Origin of the sequence: Pseudomonas agarici, assembly GCF_001543125.1 — a bacterium.
In the GTDB taxonomy this organism is placed as follows: domain Bacteria; phylum Pseudomonadota; class Gammaproteobacteria; order Pseudomonadales; family Pseudomonadaceae; genus Aquipseudomonas; species Aquipseudomonas agarici.
The window spans coordinates 803,341-826,689 of the sequence record NZ_CP014135.1 but is presented as its reverse complement, the minus strand read 5'-3'; the positions used below and the strand labels follow the sequence as shown (position 1 = coordinate 826,689).

Genomic DNA, 23,349 nt, shown 5'->3' with positions numbered 1-23,349 from the left:
GGCAAGAAGCCAGGAATGATCTCAGGCCTTGGCCGCAGCCGCCAGGATCAGCGCCTTCATTTCCGATACCGCGCCCTTGAAACCGACAAACAACGCATGGGCCACCAGCGCGTGGCCGATGTTCAATTCATTGATTCCAGGGATCGCCGCCACTGCCTCGACGTTGTGATAATGCAGGCCGTGCCCGGCGTTCACGATCAACCCCTGGGACACGCCAAAGGCCACTCCATCGGCGATTCGCTTCAGCTCCTCGGCCACCTCGCTTGGGGTTTGGGCATCGGCATAACGCCCGGTGTGCAATTCGATCGCCGGAGCCCCGACCCGCTTGGACGCGGCAATCTGCTGCTCGTCGGCATCGATGAACAAGGAGACTTCACTGCCAATCCTGCTCAAGCGCTCCACCGCCGCCTTGATCCGCGCCTCCTGCCCGGCCACATCCAGGCCGCCTTCGGTCGTCAGTTCCTGACGGGTTTCCGGGACCAGACAGATATGCGCCGGACGAATACGTTCGGCAAACACCATCATTTCTTCGGTCACGCCCATTTCAAAGTTCATGCGGGTTTGCAGCACATCCTTGAGCAGCAGCACATCACGCTCCTGGATATGCCGGCGATCTTCACGCAGGTGTACGGTGATCCCATCGGCCCCCGCCTCTTCGGCATCCAGCGCGGCCTTGACCGGATCGGGGTAACGCGTGCCCCGGGCCTGACGCAAAGTCGCTACGTGGTCGATATTAACGCCAAGAAGAATGCGGGTGCGGGTGGTCACTGGAAGGCTCCTGAACAGTTGAGGATTCGCCCCACAGCATACACGGGGATCTCAGGGCTTTCGAAACAACTCGCGACTAATCAGCGGCTTGCCCCCCAAATGCACCGCCAGCGCCTGGCGCATCAGGCGCTTGGCCGCCGGCAGAGCTCCGACCGCGCTCCAGTCGGCTTCGGCCATCGCCAACAGCTCGGTGCCCTGGAACAATCCGGGTTGCAGCAGGTAGACCCGCTCAAGACCGGCATCGACTTGCAGGCGATACAAACCGTCCGCCGCCAGTGGTTCGCCATGGATATCCACGTCCAGGGCAAAGCCGTAGCCGAGATCGTCCAGCAGTCGCCATTCAAACGAGCGCAACAGCGGTTCCAGCGCACGCCCTTCGGCAAGGGCGAGTAAGGTCGCGGCATAATGGTCGAAGACCGCCGGGTGCGGATCTTCGGCGGGCAGCAGGCGGATCAGCAGTTCATTGAGGTAGAGGCCGCTGAACAGTGCTTCGCCGTTGAGCCAGGTGGAGACGCCTGCGCTTTCCATGCGACCAACGTTCTTCAATTCGCCGCGACCGCGAAACTCGACTTCAAGGGGCACGAAGGGTCGCGCCAGAGTCCCGGCTTTGCCCCGCGCACCGCGTAGTACCGCACGAAGCCGGCCTTGTGGGGTGATGAAATCCACCAGCGCACTGCTTTCGCGGTAAGCACGGGAGTGCAGGACGTAGGCCGGTTGGCCGGGAGGGGGCTGGGTGGACATCGGCGTATGAATGTCTCTGAAAGGATACTACGTGTGGCGGGCAAACTGATGGTGGCGAGCAGGCTTGCCCGCTCGCCACCAGAGCGCGTGCTTAGCCACAGGGTGCCGTGTTACAGATCGCCATAACCCAACGAGCGCAGCGCTCGCTCGTCGTCGGACCAGCCGCCCTTCACCTTGACCCACAGGTTAAGCATGATCTTGGCGTCGAACAGCAGTTCCATGTCCTTGCGTGCCTCGGTGCCGATGCGCTTGATGCGCTCGCCCTTGTCACCAATGATGATCTTCTTCTGACCGTCACGTTCCACGAGGATCAGCGCATGGATATGCAAGGTCTTGCCTTGCTGCTTGAACTCTTCGATTTCCACGGTGATCTGGTAAGGCAGTTCCGCGCCTAGCTGGCGCATGATTTTCTCGCGCACCAACTCAGCGGCGAGGAAACGGCTGCTACGGTCGGTGATCTGGTCTTCCGGGAAGAAATGCTGATTTTCCGGCAGATGCTGGGCAATCAGGCCTTCCAGGGCATCGAGGTTATGCCCTTGCTGGGCGGAGATCGGCACGATCTGCGCGTTCGGCAACTGCTCCTGCAACCAGGTCAGATGCGGCATCAACTCGGCTTTGTCTTCGATTCGGTCCGTCTTGTTCAACGCGACAATCACCGGACCTTCGACGTACTGGATCCGCTCCAGGACCATCTGGTCCTCTTCGGTCCAGCGGGTGCGGTCGACGACAAAGATCACCACATCGACGTCTTTCAACGCCGCCGAGGCTGTCTTGTTCATGTAACGGTTCAGCGCCTTCTCGCCACCTTTGTGCATGCCTGGTGTGTCGACGTAGACCGCCTGGATGGTGCCCTCGGTCTTGATCCCGAGCATGTTGTGGCGGGTGGTTTGAGGCTTGCGCGAAGTGATCGCCAGCTTTTGTCCAAGAATATGGTTCAGCAGCGTGGATTTGCCCACGTTCGGCCGGCCAACGATGGCGACGTAGCCGCAGCGTGTTGCAGTTGAATCAGTCATTACCATTCTCCACGCCCAGGGCGATCAATGCAGCAGCGGCCGCTACCTGTTCGGCAATACGACGGCTCACGCCTTGTCCTCGGCTTTTTTCATTCAATAGAGTGATTTCGCATTCGACGAAGAACATCCGGCAATGCGGTTCACCCTGGATATCCACCACTTCGTAGCGCGGCAGTTCACAGGCACGCGACTGCAGGAATTCCTGCAAACGGGTCTTGGGGTCTTTGTTGGTGTCCACCAGCGTCAGGCTGTCGAACTCCGAGGTCAACCAGGCGAGCACACGCTCGCGGGCCATGTCCATGCCCGCGTCGAGATAGATCGCACCGATCAGCGCTTCCAGGGCATCGGCCAGGATCGACTCACGGCGAAAACCACCACTCTTCAACTCACCGGAGCCCAGACGCAGGTAATCGCCCAATTCGAAACCACGGGCCAGTACCGCCAGTGTTTCACCTTTTACCAGGCGTGCGCGCAAACGCGATAACTGGCCTTCACGGGCCTGTGGAAAGCGATCGAACAGCGCCTCACCGGCCACGAAGTTGAGAATTGCGTCACCGAGAAACTCCAGGCGCTCGTTGTTGCGCCCGGCAAAACTGCGATGAGTCAGGGCCAGGACCATCAGCTCCTGATCCTTGAAGGTATAGCCGAGCTGACGCTCGAGACGGCTCAAGGACACGGTCACGGTTTACCCACGCTGAATTCGTGGTCGAACTTGACCACCAGATCGATGTTTTGGATCAGTGGATCACGCTGCTCGTATTTCAAATGGGCGAGGAACCGATTGTTCTCCACCGTCACGCTTAACGCTTTGTTCAAATCCACATCCTGAATACTGTTGACCTGCATACCGCGGGCAACATGAGTGTAAAAGTCGCTGACGGTGATGACGCCCGCTACCTTGTCGGTTTCCACCGACATGATGATTTTCTTCATCGACAGGTAGTCGAGGTAATGTGGGACCAACTTGAATGCCGTGCTGGCGACAAAGGCAACCAGCGCCAGCGCCAACAACCAGCCAAAAAACGACAGACCTTTCTGGGAAGCGGCGGATTTCATCGTTGCTCTCATATTGTTCAAGCACCTGAAAAGCATTCGGCGCCGTATTCACAGCGCCGCTTGGGTTACTTGATCAGGCCGACCCGCGAGAAATTCGGCAGGTGGCTGAACTTCGGATCAGGCCAGCTCATCCAGACCGCGAAGGCCTTGCCGACGATATTCTCGTCGGGAACCATGCCCTGTTCCTCCTTGGGAATATTGGGATCATCCCAATAGCGACTGTCGTTGGAGTTGTCGCGGTTGTCGCCCATCATGAAATAGTGCCCGGCAGGCACTTTCCACTCATGGTCAGGCGGCGCGCGATAACGGCCCATCTCTTGACGGATCAGGTGTTCGGCGGCGCCCAGCTTCTCTTTGTAGATTTCGGCACTGCCGAGCATGCCGGGCTCGCTGCCCACCAGTTGCTGGGCCACGGACTCGCCGTTGACGAACAACTTCTTGTCGCTGGTGTAACGCACCACGTCACCCGGCAGCCCGACTACACGCTTGATGTAATTGACATTCGGATCGCTGGGGTAGCGAAACACCATCACATCGCCGCGCTTGGGATCACCCATCTGGATCACTTTCTTGTCGATCACCGGCAAGCGGATCCCATAGGAGAACTTGTTCACCAGGATGAAGTCACCGACATCCAGGGTCGGTTTCATCGAGCCGGATGGAATCTGGAACGGTTCGACCAGAAACGAGCGCAACACCAGCACGATGAATAGCACCGGGAAGAAGGATTTGCCGTACTCAACCAGCAAAGGCTCCTTGTTCAGCTTCTCGACCACCTCGGCCTCGGGCTGCGAGACGCTGCCCTGGTAGGTGGAGATCGCAGCACGCCGACGTGGCGCCAGAAAGACCAGATCGAGCAACGCCAACAAACCGCAGACGGCGACGGCGATAACCAGCAACAGCGGGAAATTGAGTGACATAGGACCTAACTATCCAACTTGAGCACCGCAAGGAAGGCTTCCTGTGGAATTTCCACGTTGCCTACTTGCTTCATGCGTTTTTTACCGGCCTTCTGCTTTTCCAACAGCTTGCGCTTGCGGCTAACGTCACCACCATAGCATTTGGCCAGTACGTTCTTTCTGAGCGCCTTGACAGTTGTGCGCGCCACGATCTGCCCGCCAATGGCGGCCTGGATGGCAACATCGAACATCTGACGAGGAATCAGTTCTTTCATCTTTTCGGTCAACGCACGCCCTTTGTAGTGCGCGTTGTCACGATGCACGATCAACGCCAAGGCGTCGACCCTCTCACCGTTGATCAGCACATCCAGCTTGACCAGATTAGCTGATTGGTAGCGATCGAAGTGATAATCCAGCGAGGCATAGCCGCGACTGGTGGATTTGAGGCGATCGAAAAAGTCCAGGACCACTTCGTTCATCGGCAGATCATAGGTGACTTGCACCTGCGAGCCGAGGAACAGCATGTCATGCTGGAGCCCGCGTTTTTCGACACACAGTGTAATGACGTTGCCCAGATGTTCCTGCGGTACCAGGATATTGGCCCGCACGATCGGTTCGCGCATGTCTTCGATGGCGGACAGGTCCGGCAGCTTGGACGGGTTGTCAACGTAGATAGTTTCGCCGTTCTTGAGCTTGAGCTCGAAGATGACCGTCGGCGCGGTGGTGATCAGGTCCAGGTCGTACTCGCGCTCCAGGCGCTCCTGGATGATCTCCATGTGCAGCATGCCGAGGAACCCGCAACGAAAGCCGAAGCCCAGGGCGTCGGAGCTTTCCGGCGTGTACTGCAGCGAGGAATCGTTCAACGTGAGCTTTTGCAGGGCTTCGCGAAAGTCTTCGAAATCGTCGGAGCTGACCGGGAACAGGCCGGCGTAAACCTGTGGCTGGATGCGTTTGAAGCCCGGCAGCACGTCGACATCGGGAGTGGTGCTCAGGGTCAGGGTATCCCCCACCGGCGCACCATGAATGTCCTTGATACCGGCGATGATAAAGCCCACTTCGCCAGCCTTCAGGTCGACGGTGGCGGTGTGCTTGGGATTGAACACGCCAACGCTGTCGACCAAGTGCATCTTGCCGGTGGACTTGACCAGGATCTTGTCGCCCTTCTTCACGCGACCGTGGCGCACGCGCACCAGGGATACCACGCCCAGGTAGTTGTCGAACCAGGAGTCGATGATCAACGCTTGCAGCGGATCTTCGATATTGCCGGTCGGTGCGGGGATCGTGGCGACCAGGCGCTCAAGTACCTCATCGACACCCAGGCCGGTCTTGGCGCTGCAGGTGACGGCGTCGGTGGCATCGATGCCGATGATTTTTTCGATTTCTTCCTTCACCCGCTCGGGCTCGGCCTGTGGCAGGTCGATCTTGTTCAGCACCGGCATGACTTCCAGGCCTTGCTCGATCGCCGTATAGCAGTTGGCGACGGATTGGGCCTCGACGCCCTGACCGGCGTCGACCACCAGCAATGCACCTTCACAGGCAGCCAAGGAACGGCTGACTTCGTAGGTGAAGTCGACGTGGCCTGGGGTATCGATGAAGTTCAACTGGTAGGTGATGCCGTCTTTGGCTTTGTAGTACAGGGTAACGCTGTGGGCCTTGATGGTGATCCCGCGCTCGCGCTCAAGGTCCATGGAGTCCAGCACCTGCGCTTCCATTTCGCGCTCGGCAAGGCCGCCGCACATCTGGATGAAGCGATCGGCCAGAGTCGACTTGCCATGGTCAATGTGGGCGATGATGGAGAAATTGCGGATATGACTCAAATCACTCACGGGTCAACACTCAAAAAGGTTGCAGGCAGACTGCCCGCCGAAAAATAGCCGGGAATTGTACCTGATGCGCGACCTAGGCGTCACGCTCACAGGCAAGGCGACTGGCACAAAAAAACCCTGCTAACCGGCAGAGGCTTTTTTTCGGCCAGCCTGACGTGGTTGGCAGCCTTATCCGGCACGACGCAACAGCCAGAGCCCGGCGACGGCACAGATTCCCGCCGGAACCAGCACCGCCAACAGCGGCGAAAAGCCGAATACCAGGCTCGACGGCCCCAGCAGATCCTGGGCGATACGGAAGGTGAAGCCCACCAGCACGCCGGTAAACACCCGCTGGCCCAAGGTCACCGAACGCAAAGGACCGAAGATGAACGAGATCGCCATCAGCACCAGCGCGCCCGTGACCAGTGGCTGCAGGATCTTGACCCAGAACGCCAACCAGTAACGGCCGTTGGCCAGCCCCTGCTCCGACAGGTAATGGATGTAACCCCACAGGCCGCTGATCGACAGTGCTTCGGGCACCATCACCACGGTACTCAGCAGATTCGGGCTAAGGGATACACCCCAGACCTCCTCCGCTGTATTGATGACCTCGGTGTGGTCACCCCGGAAATAGGTGGTGGTGACATCCGTCAGGTTCCAGTGATCTTTGTCGAAGCGGGCCTGCCTGGCGAAGCTCGACGACAGCAGATGCCGCTGCTCGTCAAAATGATAGCGAGTCACCCCATAGAGCAGCCCTTGGGGTTGCACGGCGTTGATATGGATGAACTCATCGCCCTGGCGATGCCACAGGCCATGCTTGGAGCTCTGGGCATCACCCGAACCCTGGGCCAGTGCACGATTGGCCTGGGCCTTGCTCTCGGTGACCGGTGCCACATACTCGCCCACCAACACGCCAACGATCATCAGCACCAACATCGGCTTCATCACCGCCCAGACGATACGCCCGACGGACACACCCGCTGCACGCATGATGGTCAGCTCGCTGTTGCTTGCCAGGCTGCCCAGGCCAATCAGGCAACCGATCAGGCCGGCCATCGGCAACATGTCGTAGACCCGACGAGGCGCCGTCAACGCGACAAAACCGAGGATATCGCCCCATGTGTAGGTGTCGCTGACATTGCCCATCTCGTCGATAAAGGCAAACAACGAGGCCAGGCCCAGAATAATCCCGAGCACCGCCAGGATCGCCAGGAATACCGTGCTGCCAATGTAGCGGTCGAGCTTAACCACGAGCCATCTCCTTCAGGTGGCGGCGACTCGCCAGCTTCAAACGCAACGGTTCCCAATACAGCAGCCCCAGGCCGATCACCAAGAACAACCCATGCACCCACCACAAGCCGAGCAGTGGCGACAGGTGGCCTTTCTCCAGCGAACCACGGGCGGAAATCAGCATGGTCAGGTACGCCATGTACAGCAAGATCGCCGGCAACAGCTTGAGAAAGCGACCCTGGCGCGGATTGACCCGCGACAGCGGCACCGCCATGAGGGTCACGATAAACACCAGCAGCGGCAACGACAGACGCCATTGCAGCTCGGCAATCGCCTTACGTTCGCTGCTACCCCACAGGTCGCGGGTCGCGAGGGCGTCGCGGTCGGTCACCTCGTTGCTGATTTCCGGTTTTTCCATCTGCACGCCATAGGTGTCATATTTGATCGAGCGATAATCTGCCTGCCCCGGACTGCCGTCATAGCGGTAGCCGTTCTCGAGAATCAGGTAACGATTACCGTCAGGCTTGACCTCCAGGCGCCCGTGATCGGCGACCAGCACCGAGATGCCACGGTCTTTCTTGTCCTGGCCGAGACGCTTTTCCGAAATGAACACGCCGCCCAGGCGGGTGCGGTCATCCGACAGCTTCTCCGTGTAGGTGATCCGCGAACCATCGTTCAGTGCCTGGAAGCGCCCTGGCTCCAAGGTGTCGAATTCGGTCAGGGCATCCTGCTTGTTGAGCACCAGTTGGAACTGGTACGCCCCTTGGGGCGCCAGGCTCAGGCTCAACCAGGCCACCAACAGAGCCACCAGCAGGGCCGGCGCCATGGTCATGCCGAGCAGCCGCCGCTGGCTCATGCCGGTGGCGGACAACACGGTCATTTCGCTTTCCAGGTACAACCGGCCATAGGCCAGCAAAATCCCGAGAAACAACCCCAACGGCAGAATCAGTTGTAGGAAACCAGGCAGGCGAAAGCCCATGATCAGGAACAATGCTCCCGGATCTAGCGCGCCCGAAGCGGCCTGGGCGAGGAACTTGACGAAGCGCCCGCTCATGGTGATCACCAGCAGCACGGCGCTGACGGCAGTCAATGTAACCAGGACTTCGCGAGACAGATAACGAAAGACGATCAAACCAGACACTCCAGGGTTGTCAGGCTAAGGCGGCCGAACAAGCAGGCAATCAACATCGGCCCACACGGTGGACCGCCTAAAAAGATGGCACATTATCCTGTGATTGACCGCCCCTGTCACTGCGCACGCTCAACCGCGCACGCAAAGCTGTAATGCAGGGTTGTCAGCGGCGGGCGGCGAGGTTCAAACTGCGGCCTTTGTCGCTTGCACGCTACCGCGCTGCCAAGCCACCCAACGCGGAGCGCACGCTCGGCGCCCACTGAACCTTTATTCAGGGACCCAGACATGGAACTGGTTGTAAAGAGCGTTAGCCCGGAAACGTTGAAAACCGCCACCCTGGTACTCGCTGTCGGCGAAGGCCGCAAACTGGGTACTGTCGCGCAGAAAGTCGATGAACTGACTGGCGGCGCCATCAGTGCGATCCTCAAGCGCGGCGACCTGGCCGGCAAGGTCGGCCAAAGCCTGCTATTACAGAGCCTGCCGAATCTGAAAGCCGAGCGTGTGTTGCTGGTGGGCGTGGGCAAAGACGCCGAGCTGGGCGACCGGCCATTTCGCAAGACCGTCGCCGGCATCCTCGGCACCCTCAAGGGCCTGGGTGGCAGCGATGCCGTGCTGGCCTTCGACGAACTGGTGGTCAAGGGCCGCGACAGCTACGGCAAAACCCGTCTCCTGGCACAAAGCCTACTGGATGGCGAATACAGTTTCGATGCCTATAAGAGCCAGAAAACCGATCCGCAGGCCCTGAAGAAAATCACCCTGGTCACCATCAAGGCCGCCCAAGCCGAAGTCGAGCGCGCCGTGACCCATGCCAAGGCAATCGCCAACGGCATGGCTTTTACTCGCGACCTGGGCAATACCCCGCCGAACATCTGCCACCCCATCTACCTCGCCGAGCAGGCCAAGCATCTGGGCAAGACCTACAAGGACCTGAAGGTCGAGATCTTCGACGAGAAGAAGATCAAGGAACTGGGCATGGGCTCGTTCTACGCGGTAGGCCAGGGCAGCGACCAACCACCACGCCTGATCGTCATGCAGTACCACGGCGGCAAGAAATCCGAGAAGCCGTTCGCCCTGGTCGGTAAAGGTATTACCTTCGACACCGGCGGCATCAGCCTCAAGCCAGGCGCCGCAATGGATGAAATGAAGTACGACATGGGCGGTGCCGCCAGCGTCTTCGGTACCCTGCAAGCCGTGCTGGAACTGAAGCTGGCGATCAACCTGGTGTGCATCCTGGCCTGCGCCGAAAACATGCCAAGCGGTGGTGCGAGCCGTCCGGGTGACATCGTCACCACCCTCAGCGGCCAAACCGTGGAAATTCTCAACACCGACGCCGAAGGCCGCCTGGTGTTGTGTGATGCCTTGACCTACGTCGAGCGTTTCAAGCCCCAGGCAGTGATCGATATCGCCACCCTGACCGGCGCCTGCATCGTTGCCCTCGGCGCCCACACTTCGGGCCTGCTGGGCAACAACGACGAACTGATCGAACAATTGCTGAACGCCGGTCGCCAGGCCGACGACCGCGCCTGGCAACTACCACTGTTCGATGAGTATCAGGAGCAACTGGACAGCCCGTTCGCCGACATCGCCAACATCGGCGGTCCGAAAGCCGGCACCATCACCGCCGCCTGCTTCCTTTCGCGCTTTACCAAGAACCTGAACTGGGCTCACCTGGACATCGCCGGCACGGCCTGGACCAGCGGCGGCAAGGACAAGGGCGCCACCGGTCGTCCGGTTCCCCTGCTGACCCAGTACCTGCTGGATCGCGCCAAGGCCTGACATTGCCGACCACGGCGTCCTCCTCGGCGGAGGATGGCGCCATGGCTCAGGAGCCTCTATGACCCAAGTCGACTTCTATATCCTGCCCAGCCCCGATCCTTCAGCGCGGCTGGACTTTGCCTGCAAACTGACCGAAAAAGCCTGGCGCCTGGGACACAAGGTTTACCTGCACTGCAGCGATGCCAGCCAGCGCGATGAGCTGGATGCCCGTCTGTGGCGTTTCAAAGGCGAGTGTTTTATCCCCCACGGCCCGGCGGAAAGCGAGCCCGAGGGCAGCGTGGTCCTGGGATTGGGCGAAGACCCCGGCACTCATCAGGACCTGCTGGTGAACCTCGACATGAAAGTACCGACCTTTGCCTCGCGCTTTGCCCGCGTGGCGGAAGTGGTGGTGGAGGACCCAGCGATCCGCCAGGCGGCGCGAGAGAGTTTCCGCTTCTACCGCGGACAGGGATATCCTCTGCAAGATCACCGTCTACAGCGATTTTGAGCACCCCGATGGACACGCCAAAACAACCACAAAAAGCTGCACCGCTACTTGATGAGCTCGAATCGATCCGCAAGTTGCTGGGCGATGACACCCTGCAGCCACCGCTGCTGACCGAAGCGGTGACCAACGAAGGGCAGATTCCGCTGTTATTCGACAGGGTGAGCAAAAAAGCCGAAGCCGACGCGCTCCCTGAGATCGCCCCCACCGTAGAAGCGCAACCGGCGCCCGTCGGCGTCGTGGCAGCGCAACCGCTGAAAACCAGTGGCCAAGACGCCCTGTTGCACCTGGACAGCGAATTGCGCGCCGCCGCGCAACTGATCATGCAGGATGTGATCGACGACTTCGCCCCGCACATCGAAACCGAGATCAAACGCCGCCTGGAAGCCCGGATGGAGCGCCTGCTGAGCCAGTATCCTTCCTGACGCATCTCGCCCACCTTGTGGAAGCAGGGCCTGTTCCAATACCCGTTGGCAAAAAAATCGACGCCGAGCGCGACCTCGTGGTGAGCGCGCTCGATTGCAAACTCTCTGAGCTGACCGAGACTGAAAAGCCAGCGCGCATATTTGTACCGCCAGCCCTCGCCTCACTCTACGCCCCGCGCAATATCCCCGTTATACTTGTCGGCTTTCCTGAATTAATGCCTAAGGGTCCCGCCGCGCATGGATAAGACCTACCAACCGCACGCCATTGAAACTTCCTGGTACCAGACTTGGGAGTCCGAGAATTACTTCGCCCCGCAAGGCGCGGGCGACTCCTACACCATCATGATCCCGCCGCCGAACGTCACCGGCAGCCTGCATATGGGTCACGGCTTCAACAACGCGATCATGGACGCCCTGATCCGTTTCCGCCGCATGCAGGGGCGCAACACCTTGTGGCAGCCAGGCACCGACCACGCGGGGATCGCCACACAGATGCTGGTGGAGCGCCAGCTCGAAGCCCAGGGCCAGAGCCGTCACGACCTGGGACGCGAGAAGTTTCTCGAGAAGGTATGGCAATGGAAGGATCAATCCGGCGGCAATATCAGCCGGCAGATCCGTCGCCTGGGCTCTTCGGTGGACTGGAGCCGCGAGCGCTTCACCATGGACGACGGTCTTTCGGAAGCCGTCAAGGAAGCGTTCGTGCGCCTGCACGAAGACGGTCTGATCTATCGCGGCAAGCGCCTGGTCAACTGGGACACCCAACTGCACACGGCGATTTCCGACCTTGAAGTGGAAAACCACGACGAGAAGGGTTTCCTGTGGAACCTGCGCTACCCGCTGGCCGATGGCGCCAAGACCGCTGAAGGCCTGGATTACCTGATCGTGGCAACCACTCGTCCGGAAACCATGCTTGGCGACGCCGCCGTCGCGGTCAACCCACAGGACGGACGCTACAAGGCGCTGATCGGTAAGTTCGTCGAACTGCCGCTGGTCGGCCGCCGTATCCCGATCATTGCCGACGATTACTGCGACCCTGAATTCGGCACCGGCTGCGTGAAGATCACCCCCGCCCACGACTTCAACGACTATGAAGTCGGCAAGCGCCACGCGCTGCCATTGCTGAACATCTTCGACAAGAACGCCCGCGTCCTGTCCGCCTGCCAGGTGTTCAACCTCGACGGCACGCTCAATGACAGCATCGACGGCAAGATCCCGGCGCAATACGCCGGCCTCGATCGGTTCGAAGCGCGTCGGCAGATCGTCGCCGCTTTCGACGCCGCCGGCCTGCTGGTCAGCGTTGACGACCACAATTTGAAAGTGCCGAAGGGCGATCGCTCCGGCACCATCATCGAACCATGGCTGACCGACCAATGGTATGTGTCGACCAAACCTTTGGCCGAACCGGCCATCGCCGCCGTGGAAGACGGCCGCATCGCCTTCGTGCCCAAACAGTATGAGAACATGTACTTCTCCTGGATGCGCGATATCCAGGATTGGTGCATCAGCCGCCAACTGTGGTGGGGCCACCGGATTCCGGCCTGGTACGACGAGTCGGGCAAGGTCTATGTCGGTCGCGATGAGGCCGAAGTCCGTGCCAAGCACAACCTCGGTCCGGATGTTGTCCTGCAACAGGACAACGACGTTCTCGACACCTGGTTCAGTTCGGGCCTGTGGACCTTCTCCACCCTGGGCTGGCCGCAGCAGACCGACGCCCTCAAAACCTTCCACTCCACCGATGTGCTGGTGACCGGCTTCGACATCATTTTCTTCTGGGTCGCCCGGATGATCATGCTGACCATGCATCTGGTGAAGAACGCGGACGGCACGCCGCAGGTTCCGTTCAAGACCGTGTACGTCCATGGCCTGGTGCGTGATGGCCAGGGCCAGAAGATGTCCAAGTCCAAGGGTAATGTCCTCGACCCGCTGGACATCATCGACGGTATCGAACTCGAAGCGCTGGTGCACAAACGCACCACCGGCCTGATGCAGCCTAAGTTGCAGAAGACCATCGAGAAGCAGACCCGCGCCGAGTTCGCCGAAGGTATCGCCAGCTATGGCACCGATGCCCTGCGCTTCACCTTCTGCTCACTGGCTTCCACCGGTCGCGACATCAAGTTCGACATGGGCCGCGTCGAAGGCTATCGCAACTTCTGTAACAAGATCTGGAACGCCGCTCGCTATGTGTTGGACAAAGGCGAAGACTGCGGCCAGAACGGTGAAGCCTACGAGCTGTCCCTGGCGGATCGCTGGATCATCTCGCAGTTGCAGCGCACCGAAGCCGAAGTGACCCGCCAGCTCGACCAGTTCCGCTTCGACCTCGCGGCTCAGGCCCTCTACGAGTTCATCTGGAACCAGTACTGCGACTGGTATCTGGAGCTGTCCAAGCCGGTCCTGTGGGACGAGAACGCACCGATCGAGCGCCATCGCGGCACCCGTCGCACGCTGGTGCGCGTGCTGGAAGTGGCCCTGCGCCTGGCACATCCGTTCATGCCGTTCATCACCGAGGAAATCTGGCAGCGCCTGGCGCCGCTGGTCGGCGCTGTCGGCCCGACCATCATGCTGCAACCGTGGCCGGTGGCCAGCGAAGCGCGTATCGACCCGGTTGCCGAAGACGATATCGAATGGCTCAAGGGCTTGATGCTCGGCGTGCGCAACATCCGCGCCGAGATGAATATCGGCCCGGGCAAACCATTGGCGTTGTTCCTGAAGAACCTCAACGAGCAAGACCTGCGTCGCCTGAACGAGAACGAGCAACTGCTGAAAAAGCTCGCCAAGCTCGAATCGATCACCGTGCTGGCTGCTGGCGACGAGGCCCCGCTGTCCGCTACCGCCCTGGTGGGCGAGATGGAAGTGCTGGTGCCGATGGCCGGGTTGATCGACAAGAGCGCCGAATTGGCCCGCCTGGACAAGGAAATCCTGCGCCTGCAAGGTGAAGTGCAACGGGTGGGCGGCAAGCTGTCGAATGCCGCGTTCGTCGACAAGGCGCCCGCCGAAGTCATCGACAAAGAGCGCGCCAAACTGGCCGAGGCCGAACAGGCCCTGGGCAAGCTGGCCGAGCAACATGCGCGGATTGCCAGCCTGTAAGGCTGATGTTTGACTGAAAAAGGACTCTGCGGAGTCCTTTTTCATGGGCACTACCGGTGAATATGGGACAATGCCTGCCCTTCAAGTCCTACCCGAATCGATCCTGCCCATGAACGCCCCGAGCCACCCCAAAGCCCCGCGCAAGAAGCCCAAGCCCGTCGCCTCGGTCAAGGCCGTCGAGCCACGCGAGAAAGCCAGCCTGCACCCACGCAACCGTCACCAGGGCCGCTATGACTTCCCGCAACTGATCAAGGGTTGCCCCGAACTGGGCAAGTTCGTCATCCTCAACCCCCATGGCAAGCAAAGCATCGACTTTGCCGACCCGGCCGCCGTGCGCGTGTTCAACCGGGCGCTGCTCAAGGCCTTCTACGGTATCCAGCACTGGGATATTCCCACCGACTTCCTCTGCCCACCGGTGCCGGGACGTGCCGATTATGTGCACTTTCTCGCCGACCTGCTGGCCGAAAGCAATGAAGGCAACATTCCTCGTGGCGCCGCCGTGCGCGTGTTGGATATCGGGGTCGGCGCCAACTGCATCTACCCATTGATCGGCCACAGCGACTATCGCTGGCAGTTCCTCGGCTCGGACATCGATACCACCGCGCTGGCGGCCGCCAAGGCAGTCGTCCAGTCCAACGGCTTGAACAAGGCCATCAGCCTGCGCCAGCAAGGCAATCCAAAGCACATCCTCAGTGGCCTGCTGGAAAGCACCGAGCGTTTTGAGCTGACAATGTGTAACCCGCCATTTCACGCCTCCCTGGACGAGGCCCGGAGCGGCAGCCGGCGCAAATGGCGCGCCCTGGGCAAGGCTGATCCCAAGCGCAAGCTGCCGGTGCTGAATTTTGGCGGCCAATCGGCGGAATTATGGTGTGAAGGTGGCGAAGCCCGCTTCGTCACCCAACTGATCAGCGAAAGCCCGCCGTTGGCGAACCAGGTGCTGTGGTTCAGCACCTTGGTATCCAAGGCCTCAAACCTGCCGGCCATCGACGTGGCACTGAAGAAGGTCGGCGCCGTGGAGAGCAAGGTGGTGGAAATGTCTCAGGGCCAGAAGCAGAGCCGTTTCATTGCCTGGACCTTCCACAACAAGGCCCAGCAACAAGCCTGGGCACGGCAGCACTGGAGCGCGGCTCGCGCCTGAGTCTTTCACCAGGCGAAAAAAAACCGCGCCCGGATCGCTCCGAAGCACGGTTGCGCTGCGTCTTACTTGTTAACCGCGTCAGTCAGAGCCTTAGCCACGACGAGCTTGATAACTTTCTTGGCAGCGATTTCGATGGCGGCGCCAGTCGAAGGGTTACGGCCAGTACGGGCAGGACGCTCGGTCACTTTCAGCTTGCCAACGCCTGGCAGAGTGATTTCGCCACCATTTTCCAATTGATCAGCAACGATATCGGTCAGTTGCTCGAGAACCTTACGCACTTCAGTCTTCTGCAGAGCGGTAGCTTCGGCGATATCAGCGATCAGTTGGTCTTTAGTAATAGCCATTGAGATGTTCCTTCCCTATCAAATTCATTTGGATTGCAGAGTGCAGTGTCAGCCGTCGAGCCAAGTCTTGTGGACCTGACACCCCGCTGATAAACCACCACGGATCGCGGATGTAGATAACAAAAGCGGGGTTTGGTTCGACCTGATAGCTGCTGAATGCGCGCTTTGCGCCCTTACTGGGCGCAAGACGGGGCAAAACTAGCACAGAGACGGGGAAATATCCGCTTCTACCTAGCCATTTGGCCAGCTTTTGCTCCGGTTTTCGAAAAAAACTGCCAGAAACCGCCGCTCGACCCCGTTTGGCCTCGCGAACGCTGATTCCGTCCGCGTCTACGGTACACTGATAGCTTTTCCGGGGAGCTGCTGCTCCCCCTGACAATCAGCCGAGAAGCCCATGCCGATCCGTCATTGTATCGTCCACCTGATCGACAAGAAACCCGATGGCACACCTGCCGTACTCCACGCCCGCGACTCCGAATTGAGCGAGTCCCAGGCCATCGAACACATGCTGGCCGACCTCAACGAAAGCTATAACGCCAAGCAGGGCAAGGCCTGGGGTTTTTTTCACGCCGAGTCCGGCGCCCACCCTTTCAGCGGCTGGCTGAAAGAGTACCTGGATGGCGGCAGGGACTTTACCGCGTTCAGTCGGGTCGCCGTGGAGCACCTGCAGAAGCTGATGGAAGAGTCCAACCTCTCGGTCGGCGGCCATGTCCTGTTCGCCCACTATCAGCAAGGCATGACTGATTACCTGGCGATTGCCCTGTTGCACCACAGTGAAGGCGTGGCAGTGAATGCCGAGTTGGACGTCACCCCTTCCCGTCACCTGGACCTGGCCCAGTTGCACCTGGCTGCACGCATCAACATTTCCGAGTGGCAGAACAACCAGCAATCCAAGCAATACATTTCCTTTATCAAGGGCAAGAACGGCAAGAAGGTCTCGGAGTACTTCCGCGACTTCATCGGCTGTCAGGAAGGTGTCGACGGTCCGGGTGAGACTCGGACACTGCTCAAGGCCTTCAGTGACTTCGTCGAAAGCGAAGACCTGCCCGAAGACGATGCCCGCGAGAAAACCAAGACTCTGGTGGACTACGCCAGCAGCCAGGCCAAGATGGGCGAACCCATGGGCCTGGAAGAGCTCTCGGGGCTGATCGACGAAGACCGCCCGCGGGCGTTCTACGAACATATCCGTAACAAGGATTATGGCTTGTCGCCGGAAATCCCAGCCGACAAACGCACCCTGAACCAGTTCCGTCGTTTCACCGGTCGCGCCGAAGGTCTGTCCATCAGTTTTGAAGCGCATCTGCTGGGCTCGAAGATCGAATATGACGAGGAAGCCGGGACCCTGATCATCAAGGGCCTGCCGACCCAGCTCACCGATCAGCTCAAGCGCCGCAAGGACTGAATCGTGCTCCATGGCATGTTGAAGAAATTCCTGCTAATCCTGCTGGTGGTCGTGGTCCATCAGAACTGGGGCAAGATCGAGCGGCTGCTCAATCTCGGTTCGGCGGTCCCCGAACAAACCCTGGCCAAGGCCCGAGTGACCCTCTATGCCACCGACTGGTGCGGCTACTGCAAGCCGACCCGACGTTTTCTCGACCAACAAGGGATTCCCTATAAGGAATTCGATATCGAGAAAAACGCCGAGGCGCGCAAGGCCTATACTGCCCTGGGCGGCGCGGGCATTCCCATGCTGGATGTCAACGGCACCTTGATCCGCGGTTATCAGCCGGAGGCGATCATCGCCGCCCTGAAATACCCCCCCTAACGAGCCTCGATCTTGAACCCAAGGCGTGGAAAATGCACATGCACAACACCCGCGCGTTCATCTTCACGTCGCAGGATCAGTTCCTCGCACCCCGCAAACAGCAACTCGCCGACCACCGGATCAACACCGTAATCGGTCGCGGCAATTACCACCTCCTGACCGGCCTTGAAGCCGTTCGGGTCATTGAAGACTTCATCGGGGAGATCGGTTGGCGTGGCCTCCCGAGCGACCTGCAACGCTTCGTCCGCGCTCATGACATTCGAAGCGCCATGCCCGAACCTCATCACCCGAGCGAACCAGGCAGAGACAGCCGGATACTCGTCAACCAGCGGCGACGTGACAGGCGTGGCCTTGAGGAACCACAGCGAATGGGCCACTGCAATATCGGCAATGGATGGTTCGCCAAACAGGAAGTCACCCCCTTCACGCTGCAACTGCTGTTCCAGGCGCGCCATAAAGGTCGGCCACTGATGTTTGGCCTCTTCCAGGCGCACCCGCGTGGCCGAACCACCACTGAAAAGGCCGGCGCGATCAGCCTTGAAGACCTCGAGCTGCTCCGCGGACAATCGGGCAAAACGCACCGCCGCCGACTCCGGCTGGAAGACCAGGCTCGCCGCGTGCCTGAACAGTACCGAGTCGGCCCAAGCGGCGAAAGTCGCCACGACCATTTCCCGCCCTTCGGGGAACAGCGTCGGCGAAGCCTTTTGTTGTTCGAGACGCCGAGCGATCAGCTCGGTATCGCAATAGATATCCGCGCCCACCTGTAACACCGGCGTCTTGCGATAGCCACCGGTCAATGCCGTCAGATCCGGCTTGGGCATCACCGGCGAAATAGTCACCGAACGCCAGGACAGACCCTTGAACCCCAGCAGCAGCCGGGCCTTTTCGGCGAAAGGAGAAGTGGCATAGTGGTGAAGAATCAACTCAGACATGCTGGCGTCCCTCGGACAGATAGGAACTCGCAGCTTAGCCCGCAAATCGCAGGCAGCCTACCTGGGTGGCCTGATGTCGCCTTAGCACTGGTATCAATGACAGGCCAGCCTGTTTGTGATGGGCGCCGAAAGACGCCCTTTGTCATTTTTGGCTAGCCGAAAAGTCCTTCAGGCTGAAGCTCGCCGCCAAGTGTTCCTTGGCACTTTTTCGCAATTTCTTGATCAGGCGTTCCTGGCGCAAGGCCTCGCCCTTGTCCCGGCATGCCTCGACATACACCAGCGCCACTGCTGGGCTCGAATGAAAGAAGCGCGCGCCCTTACCGCTCTGGTGCGAAGCAAAGCGCCTTTGGGGATCATCGCTGATGCCGCAATACAGCGAGCCGTTGGCTGCCCGGACCAGATAGACAAACCAGGGCTTGGCAACTTCAGTGACGGCAATCGGCGCTTGGCAGGTGTTCACGTGACAACAGAACTCGGTGGCAGCGGGGCCGGCATTTTAGCAGACCTTAGCGGCTCGCCTGGAATCCCTTCAAACCGTATAGCGCGAGGTACTTCAGAGTTTTTCGCTGCTAACCTGCACATAGCGCGCCCGACCGGCGCCAAGGCCGGCAATGATGGCACCTAGACCGATCACGCCGAAGATCCAGCCCAGTGCCTGCCAGCTACCCGTGAAATCATGCACCAACCCCACCGCGAACGGCCCCATGGAAGCCAGGGTGTAACCGACACCCTGGGCCATGCTCGACAGGTTTGCCGCCACATGGGCATCCCGTGAGCGCAGCACGATCAGGGTCAGCGCCAGGCTGAAAGTGCCACCCTGCCCCAGTCCCAGCAGGATCGCCCAGCCCCACAGCCCATCGAGCGGCGCATACAGGCAACCGAACAGACCGCCCAGGGTCAGCAGCATGACCACCAGGATCGCCAGACGCTGGTCTTTGCCACGGGTCGCCAGCCAGGGCGCGACCAATGAGCTGGCCAATTGCAGGAGGATCGAACCGGACAGCACGATCCCCGCCTGGGTCGCCGTCAGGCCGCGACCGATCAGCACCGAAGGCAGCCAACCAAAGACAATATAGGCCAAGGACGATTGCAGTCCCATGTATAACGTCACCTGCCAGGCCAGGGGATCGCGCAACAGACCGCGCACGCGATACCCCGCCCGATGGGCGCCGTGCTTGCTGCCGACCTGTGGCAACCACAGTAGCGCCGCCACCAACGCGGGGATCACCCAGAAGCCCAGGCCCAGCGACCAACTGTTACCCAGGTGCTGGCTCAGTGGTACCGTCGCCCCCGCCGCCATCGCGGCGCCCAAGCACAGGGCCATGGTGTAGACCCCGGTCATGGTCCCGGCCTGTTTGGCAAAGTCGCGCTTGACGATTCCCGGCAACAGGACACCGATCACCCCGATACTCGCGCCCGCCATGATGCTGCCAGCAAACAAACCGAACTCGCCGAAAGAACTGCGCACGATCAGGCCCGCCGCCAGGGTCAACAGAATCCCCAGCACGACCCGCTCACTGCCAAAGCGTCGTGCCAACACTGGCGCCAAGGGTGCAAACAGCCCCAGGCAAAGCACCGGCAAGGTAGTCAGCAAGCCGGCTCTGGCCGACGACAGACCCAGGCTGCGGGACACCTCGCTGAGCATCGGTGCCATGCTCGACAGCGCGGGACGCAGATTAAGGGCCACCAGGATCAGCCCCAACAATAACAACCAGGGACGGCGCAGCAACGGTTGCCCCTGCTGGACGCTGGCGTCATCGGCTTCGGCATCGATCAGCAGCTTGTCGAGCTCCGACGACTGGACGGGCGTGGGTGTATCGGTAGCTGAAAAAGAACGGGGCATAGTGCTCTCGGATTCAAGGTTCATTGATCAAAGTCCGGCACAGGGCCTTGGCACGTTCCGGGTCGCGCTGCTCGACCGCCTCGAGCAAGGCGACATGCAGATCGAACACCGATTGGCGACGGGGCGTGATATCCAGCGTCTGGTGCAGCGCACCGGCAATCACACTGGAAAAATAACGATACAGCTCGCTGAGCATCGGGTTGTGTGCAGCGTCGATGAGGCGTTGGTGAAACACCAGGTCGCAGGCGATATAGTTGTCGAGGTCGCCGTGATAGTGATCACCACTGATCGCCAGGGCCTCGCGCAGGCCTCTGAGGTCCTCGTCGGTGCGGCGCAGGGCCGCCAGGCCAACAGCCTCGACTTCAAAACTGTGCCGCGTCTCACGGGCCTGATCCAAGGAACAGCGCGACAGCGCTTGCATGGTGGCTAACGGATCGGTGCTAGCGCGCAGGTAGCTGCCGTCACCCTGACGGATCTCGATCAACCCGGAAAACGCCAGCACGCGCATCGCCTCGCGCACGGTATTGCGGCTGATACCCAGCTCGGCAGCCAGCTCCGGCTCGGTCGGCAAACGCTCGCCCACGACCCAGCTGCCAAGGGTAATACGTTCACGCAATTGCTCCAGAGCCTGGTCAACCAGGGAACGCTTGATCAGGGGAATGCTGGAAGACATGGAATTGGCCTTAACATCCAATCATCGGATGAATTTACAAATAGCCTATCCCAGATCCCGTAATGAGCTCAAGGGTTAACGATTCCTACAACCCACGCAGAGGATGCCATCTATCTAAAAATTACCCTTCAATGCTCATTGGCCACCCGTCAATTGCGTCTGCTCGCCTGCTTTCGCCTTGCCTGCGCTCGAAAACATTTCGTGCAGACCCATCGGCCTGTGTGGTTAGTTCCGTTAGCCAATTTCGGCACCATAAGCCCCTGACCTCGCTGTTGTTCTTCGCCATAACTGGTCACATAGCGCGAACCCCAATGCAAAAAAACCCGGAACAAGTCCGGGTTTTTCATACAGCGCCTATCGATTAATGCAAGATCTGGCTCAGGAACAACCGGGTCCGCTCGTTCTGCGGATTGTCGAAGAACTCGTTCGGCACCGCCTGCTCGACGATCTCGCCTTTGTCCATGAAGATCACACGGTTCGCCACGGTACGGGCAAAACCCATTTCATGGGTGACGCAGAGCATGGTCATACCGTCTTCGGCCAGGCCGATCATGGTATCGAGTACCTCCTTGACCATTTCCGGGTCGAGAGCCGAGGTCGGTTCATCGAACAGCATGATCTTCGGTTTCATACACAGCGCACGAGCAATCGCCACGCGCTGCTGCTGACCGCCGGACAACTGCCCCGGAAACTTGTGGGCCTGCTCCGGGATACGCACCCGCTCCAAGTAGTGCATGGCGATCTCTTCCGCCTTGCGCTTGGGCAGCTTGCGTACCCACATCGGCGCCAGGGTGCAGTTTTGTAGGATGGTCAGGTGCGGGAACAGGTTGAAGTGCTGGAACACCATGCCGACTTCGCGGCGAATCGCTTCGATCTGCTTGAGATCGTTGGTCAGTTCCACGCCATCGACCACAATGCGGCCCTGCTGGTGTTCTTCCAGACGGTTGAGGCAGCGGATGGTAGTGGACTTGCCCGAGCCCGATGGGCCACACAGAACGATACGCTCACCCGGCTTGACGTTCAGGTTGATGTCCTTGAGCACATGGAACTGGCCGTACCATTTGTTCACGCCCTGCATCTGGATAATGCCTTCAGGGCTCACAGGCTGTTTGATCGCTTCACTCATGAAAAAACTCCTAACGCTTGTGGCCTGTGTCCAGCTTACGTTCCAAATGCATGGAATAGCGGGACATACCAAAACAGAAAATCCAGAACACCAAGGCGGCAAACACGTAGCCTTCAGTGGCCATGCCCAGCCATTTCGGGTCGGCGGCAGCTTGCTTGACGCTGTTGAGCAGGTCGAACAGACCGATGATGATCACCAGGCTGGTGTCCTTGAACAGCGCAATCAGCGTGTTGACGATGCCGGGAATCACCAGCTTCAGGGCTTGCGGCAGCACCACCAGGCCCATGCTGCGCCAATAGCCCAGCCCCATCGCGGCGGCGGCCTCGTACTGGCCTTTGGGGATCGCTTGCAGCCCACCACGGACCACCTCGGCGACATAGGCCGACTGGAACAGGATCACCCCAATCAACGCCCGCAGCAGCTTGTCGAAGTTCATGCCTTCAGGCAGGAACAACGGCAACATTACCGAGGACATGAACAGCACGGTGATCAACGGTACGCCGCGCCAGAACTCGATGAAGGTCACGCAGACCACCCGGATCGCCGGCAGGTTCGAACGACGCCCCAGCGCTAGCAGAATCCCCAGCGGCAAGGCACCGGCGATACCGACGGTGGCGATCACCAGGGTCAGCATCAATCCACCCCATTGGCTGGTGGCTACGTTTTCCAGGCCGAAACCGCCGTGCAGCAAAAAGTAGGCAGCAATCGGGAACGCCACCAGGAAGCCCAGGCCGTAGAGTGCCTTGTGCGGGAAGCGCGAGATAAACAACGGCGCCGCACCGATGATCGCCAGCCACACGGTCGAATCCACGCGCCAGCGCAGTTGCTGCGGGTAGTAGCCGTACATGAACTGGCCGAAACGCTGCTGGATGAACACCCAGCAGGCGCCTTCCTTGGTGCAGTCGGCACGGCTGGTACCGAACCAGTTGGCGTCCAAAATCGCCCAATGCAGGATCGGCGGCACCACCAGGTAGATCAGGTAGAAAGCAAACAGGGTCAACAACGTGTTGATCCAGCTAGAGAACATATTGGCCCGTATCCAGGCCATCGGGCCAAAGACTTTGGCTGGCGGCGGCATGTCGGGTTTGAAAGTATGGGAACTCATGGGCGTTTCC

At 59.9% G+C, this 23,349-nt stretch carries 23 protein-coding genes; 7 read left to right on the top strand and 16 right to left on the bottom strand.

Features of this window, described 5'->3' with window-relative positions; all coding sequences use genetic code 11:
• Nucleotides 1–21: 21 nt before the first annotated feature.
• The 9 genes from pdxJ to lptF form a co-directional block, all read right to left on the bottom strand.
• Nucleotides 22–768, bottom strand: coding sequence for a pyridoxine 5'-phosphate synthase (pdxJ, locus tag AWM79_RS03765; RefSeq protein ID WP_017130782.1), 747 nt, complete (start codon nucleotides 766–768; stop codon nucleotides 22–24).
• Nucleotides 769–819: 51 nt separating this feature from the next.
• Nucleotides 820–1,509: a DNA repair protein RecO gene (gene recO / locus AWM79_RS03760; protein ID WP_017130781.1), complete on the bottom strand. Its 690-nt coding sequence runs from the start codon at nucleotides 1,507–1,509 to the stop codon at nucleotides 820–822.
• Between the two features lie 110 nt (nucleotides 1,510–1,619).
• Nucleotides 1,620–2,522, bottom strand: a complete 903-nt coding sequence (gene era, locus AWM79_RS03755; protein WP_017130780.1) for a GTPase Era — start codon at nucleotides 2,520–2,522, stop codon at nucleotides 1,620–1,622.
• A complete protein-coding gene (gene rnc, locus AWM79_RS03750; protein WP_017130779.1) occupies nucleotides 2,515–3,204 on the bottom strand; it encodes a ribonuclease III in 690 nt (229 codons plus the stop codon). Before rnc ends, era begins: the two co-directional genes overlap by 8 nt.
• The gene (locus tag AWM79_RS03745) at nucleotides 3,201–3,578 is read right to left on the bottom strand and encodes a DUF4845 domain-containing protein (RefSeq protein ID WP_017130778.1); all 378 of its coding nucleotides are present in this window, start codon (nucleotides 3,576–3,578) and stop codon (nucleotides 3,201–3,203) included. Before AWM79_RS03745 ends, rnc begins: the two co-directional genes overlap by 4 nt.
• Before the next feature lie 65 nt (nucleotides 3,579–3,643).
• Nucleotides 3,644–4,498 carry a signal peptidase I gene (lepB, locus tag AWM79_RS03740; RefSeq protein ID WP_017130777.1) on the bottom strand — a complete coding sequence of 285 codons (855 nt, stop codon included), beginning with the start codon at nucleotides 4,496–4,498 and terminating at the stop codon, nucleotides 3,644–3,646.
• Between the two features lie 5 nt (nucleotides 4,499–4,503).
• Entirely contained in the window at nucleotides 4,504–6,303 is a 1,800-nt protein-coding gene (lepA, locus tag AWM79_RS03735; RefSeq protein WP_017130776.1) for a translation elongation factor 4, read from the bottom strand.
• Between the two features lie 168 nt (nucleotides 6,304–6,471).
• On the bottom strand, nucleotides 6,472–7,533 hold the full coding sequence (lptG, locus tag AWM79_RS03730; protein ID WP_060782181.1) for an LPS export ABC transporter permease LptG: 1,062 nt from the start codon (nucleotides 7,531–7,533) through the stop codon (nucleotides 6,472–6,474).
• Nucleotides 7,526–8,644, bottom strand: coding sequence for an LPS export ABC transporter permease LptF (gene lptF, locus AWM79_RS03725; RefSeq protein ID WP_017130775.1), 1,119 nt, complete (start codon nucleotides 8,642–8,644; stop codon nucleotides 7,526–7,528). The genes lptG and lptF overlap by 8 nt, the downstream gene beginning before the upstream one ends.
• A 285-nt stretch (nucleotides 8,645–8,929) precedes the next feature.
• Between lptF and AWM79_RS03720 the strand changes: the two genes are divergently transcribed.
• From AWM79_RS03720 to rlmF, 5 genes are all read left to right on the top strand, one after another.
• Nucleotides 8,930–10,420 (top strand): leucyl aminopeptidase, encoded by a 1,491-nt coding sequence (locus AWM79_RS03720; protein WP_017130774.1) that lies wholly within the window; start codon nucleotides 8,930–8,932, stop codon nucleotides 10,418–10,420.
• 58 nt (nucleotides 10,421–10,478) lie between these two features.
• Nucleotides 10,479–10,907, top strand: coding sequence for a DNA polymerase III subunit chi (locus AWM79_RS03715; protein ID WP_060782180.1), 429 nt, complete (start codon nucleotides 10,479–10,481; stop codon nucleotides 10,905–10,907).
• A gap of 8 nt (nucleotides 10,908–10,915) precedes the next feature.
• A complete protein-coding gene (locus AWM79_RS03710; RefSeq protein ID WP_017130772.1) occupies nucleotides 10,916–11,329 on the top strand; it encodes a hypothetical protein in 414 nt (137 codons plus the stop codon).
• Nucleotides 11,330–11,566: 237 nt separating this feature from the next.
• Complete coding sequence (locus AWM79_RS03705) at nucleotides 11,567–14,413, top strand: valine--tRNA ligase (protein ID WP_017130771.1); 2,847 nt, start codon at nucleotides 11,567–11,569, stop codon at nucleotides 14,411–14,413.
• 109 nt (nucleotides 14,414–14,522) lie between these two features.
• A complete protein-coding gene (gene rlmF / locus AWM79_RS03700) occupies nucleotides 14,523–15,551 on the top strand; it encodes a 23S rRNA (adenine(1618)-N(6))-methyltransferase RlmF (protein ID WP_017130770.1) in 1,029 nt (342 codons plus the stop codon).
• A 62-nt stretch (nucleotides 15,552–15,613) separates the two neighbouring features.
• Here rlmF and AWM79_RS03695 read toward each other — a convergent pair whose 3' ends face one another.
• Nucleotides 15,614–15,895, bottom strand: a complete 282-nt coding sequence (locus AWM79_RS03695) for an HU family DNA-binding protein (RefSeq protein WP_010445708.1) — start codon at nucleotides 15,893–15,895, stop codon at nucleotides 15,614–15,616.
• A gap of 394 nt (nucleotides 15,896–16,289) precedes the next feature.
• Between AWM79_RS03695 and yejK the strand changes: the two genes are divergently transcribed.
• Both yejK and AWM79_RS03685 read left to right on the top strand, forming a co-directional pair.
• A complete protein-coding gene (gene yejK, locus AWM79_RS03690) occupies nucleotides 16,290–17,297 on the top strand; it encodes a nucleoid-associated protein YejK (RefSeq protein ID WP_017130769.1) in 1,008 nt (335 codons plus the stop codon).
• A gap of 3 nt (nucleotides 17,298–17,300) precedes the next feature.
• Nucleotides 17,301–17,660, top strand: coding sequence for a glutaredoxin family protein (locus AWM79_RS03685; protein WP_060782179.1), 360 nt, complete (start codon nucleotides 17,301–17,303; stop codon nucleotides 17,658–17,660).
• On the opposite strand, the gene AWM79_RS03680 is transcribed toward AWM79_RS03685, so the two are convergent.
• The 6 genes from AWM79_RS03680 to AWM79_RS03655 form a co-directional block, all read right to left on the bottom strand.
• On the bottom strand, nucleotides 17,657–18,592 hold the full coding sequence (locus AWM79_RS03680) for a glutathione S-transferase family protein (RefSeq protein ID WP_017130767.1): 936 nt from the start codon (nucleotides 18,590–18,592) through the stop codon (nucleotides 17,657–17,659). The two genes, AWM79_RS03685 and AWM79_RS03680, sit on opposite strands and share 4 nt — an antisense overlap.
• 142 nt (nucleotides 18,593–18,734) lie before the next feature.
• Nucleotides 18,735–19,052 carry a GIY-YIG nuclease family protein gene (locus tag AWM79_RS03675; RefSeq protein ID WP_060782178.1) on the bottom strand — a complete coding sequence of 106 codons (318 nt, stop codon included), beginning with the start codon at nucleotides 19,050–19,052 and terminating at the stop codon, nucleotides 18,735–18,737.
• Nucleotides 19,053–19,145: 93 nt separating this feature from the next.
• Entirely contained in the window at nucleotides 19,146–20,459 is a 1,314-nt protein-coding gene (locus tag AWM79_RS03670; protein ID WP_060782177.1) for a CynX/NimT family MFS transporter, read from the bottom strand.
• Nucleotides 20,449–21,108, bottom strand: a complete 660-nt coding sequence (locus tag AWM79_RS03665; protein ID WP_060782176.1) for a FadR/GntR family transcriptional regulator — start codon at nucleotides 21,106–21,108, stop codon at nucleotides 20,449–20,451. The genes AWM79_RS03670 and AWM79_RS03665 overlap by 11 nt, the downstream gene beginning before the upstream one ends.
• A 361-nt stretch (nucleotides 21,109–21,469) precedes the next feature.
• Complete coding sequence (locus tag AWM79_RS03660) at nucleotides 21,470–22,234, bottom strand: amino acid ABC transporter ATP-binding protein (protein ID WP_017130763.1); 765 nt, start codon at nucleotides 22,232–22,234, stop codon at nucleotides 21,470–21,472.
• A gap of 10 nt (nucleotides 22,235–22,244) precedes the next feature.
• Entirely contained in the window at nucleotides 22,245–23,339 is a 1,095-nt protein-coding gene (locus AWM79_RS03655) for an amino acid ABC transporter permease (protein WP_060782175.1), read from the bottom strand.
• Nucleotides 23,340–23,349: the final 10 nt, after the last annotated feature.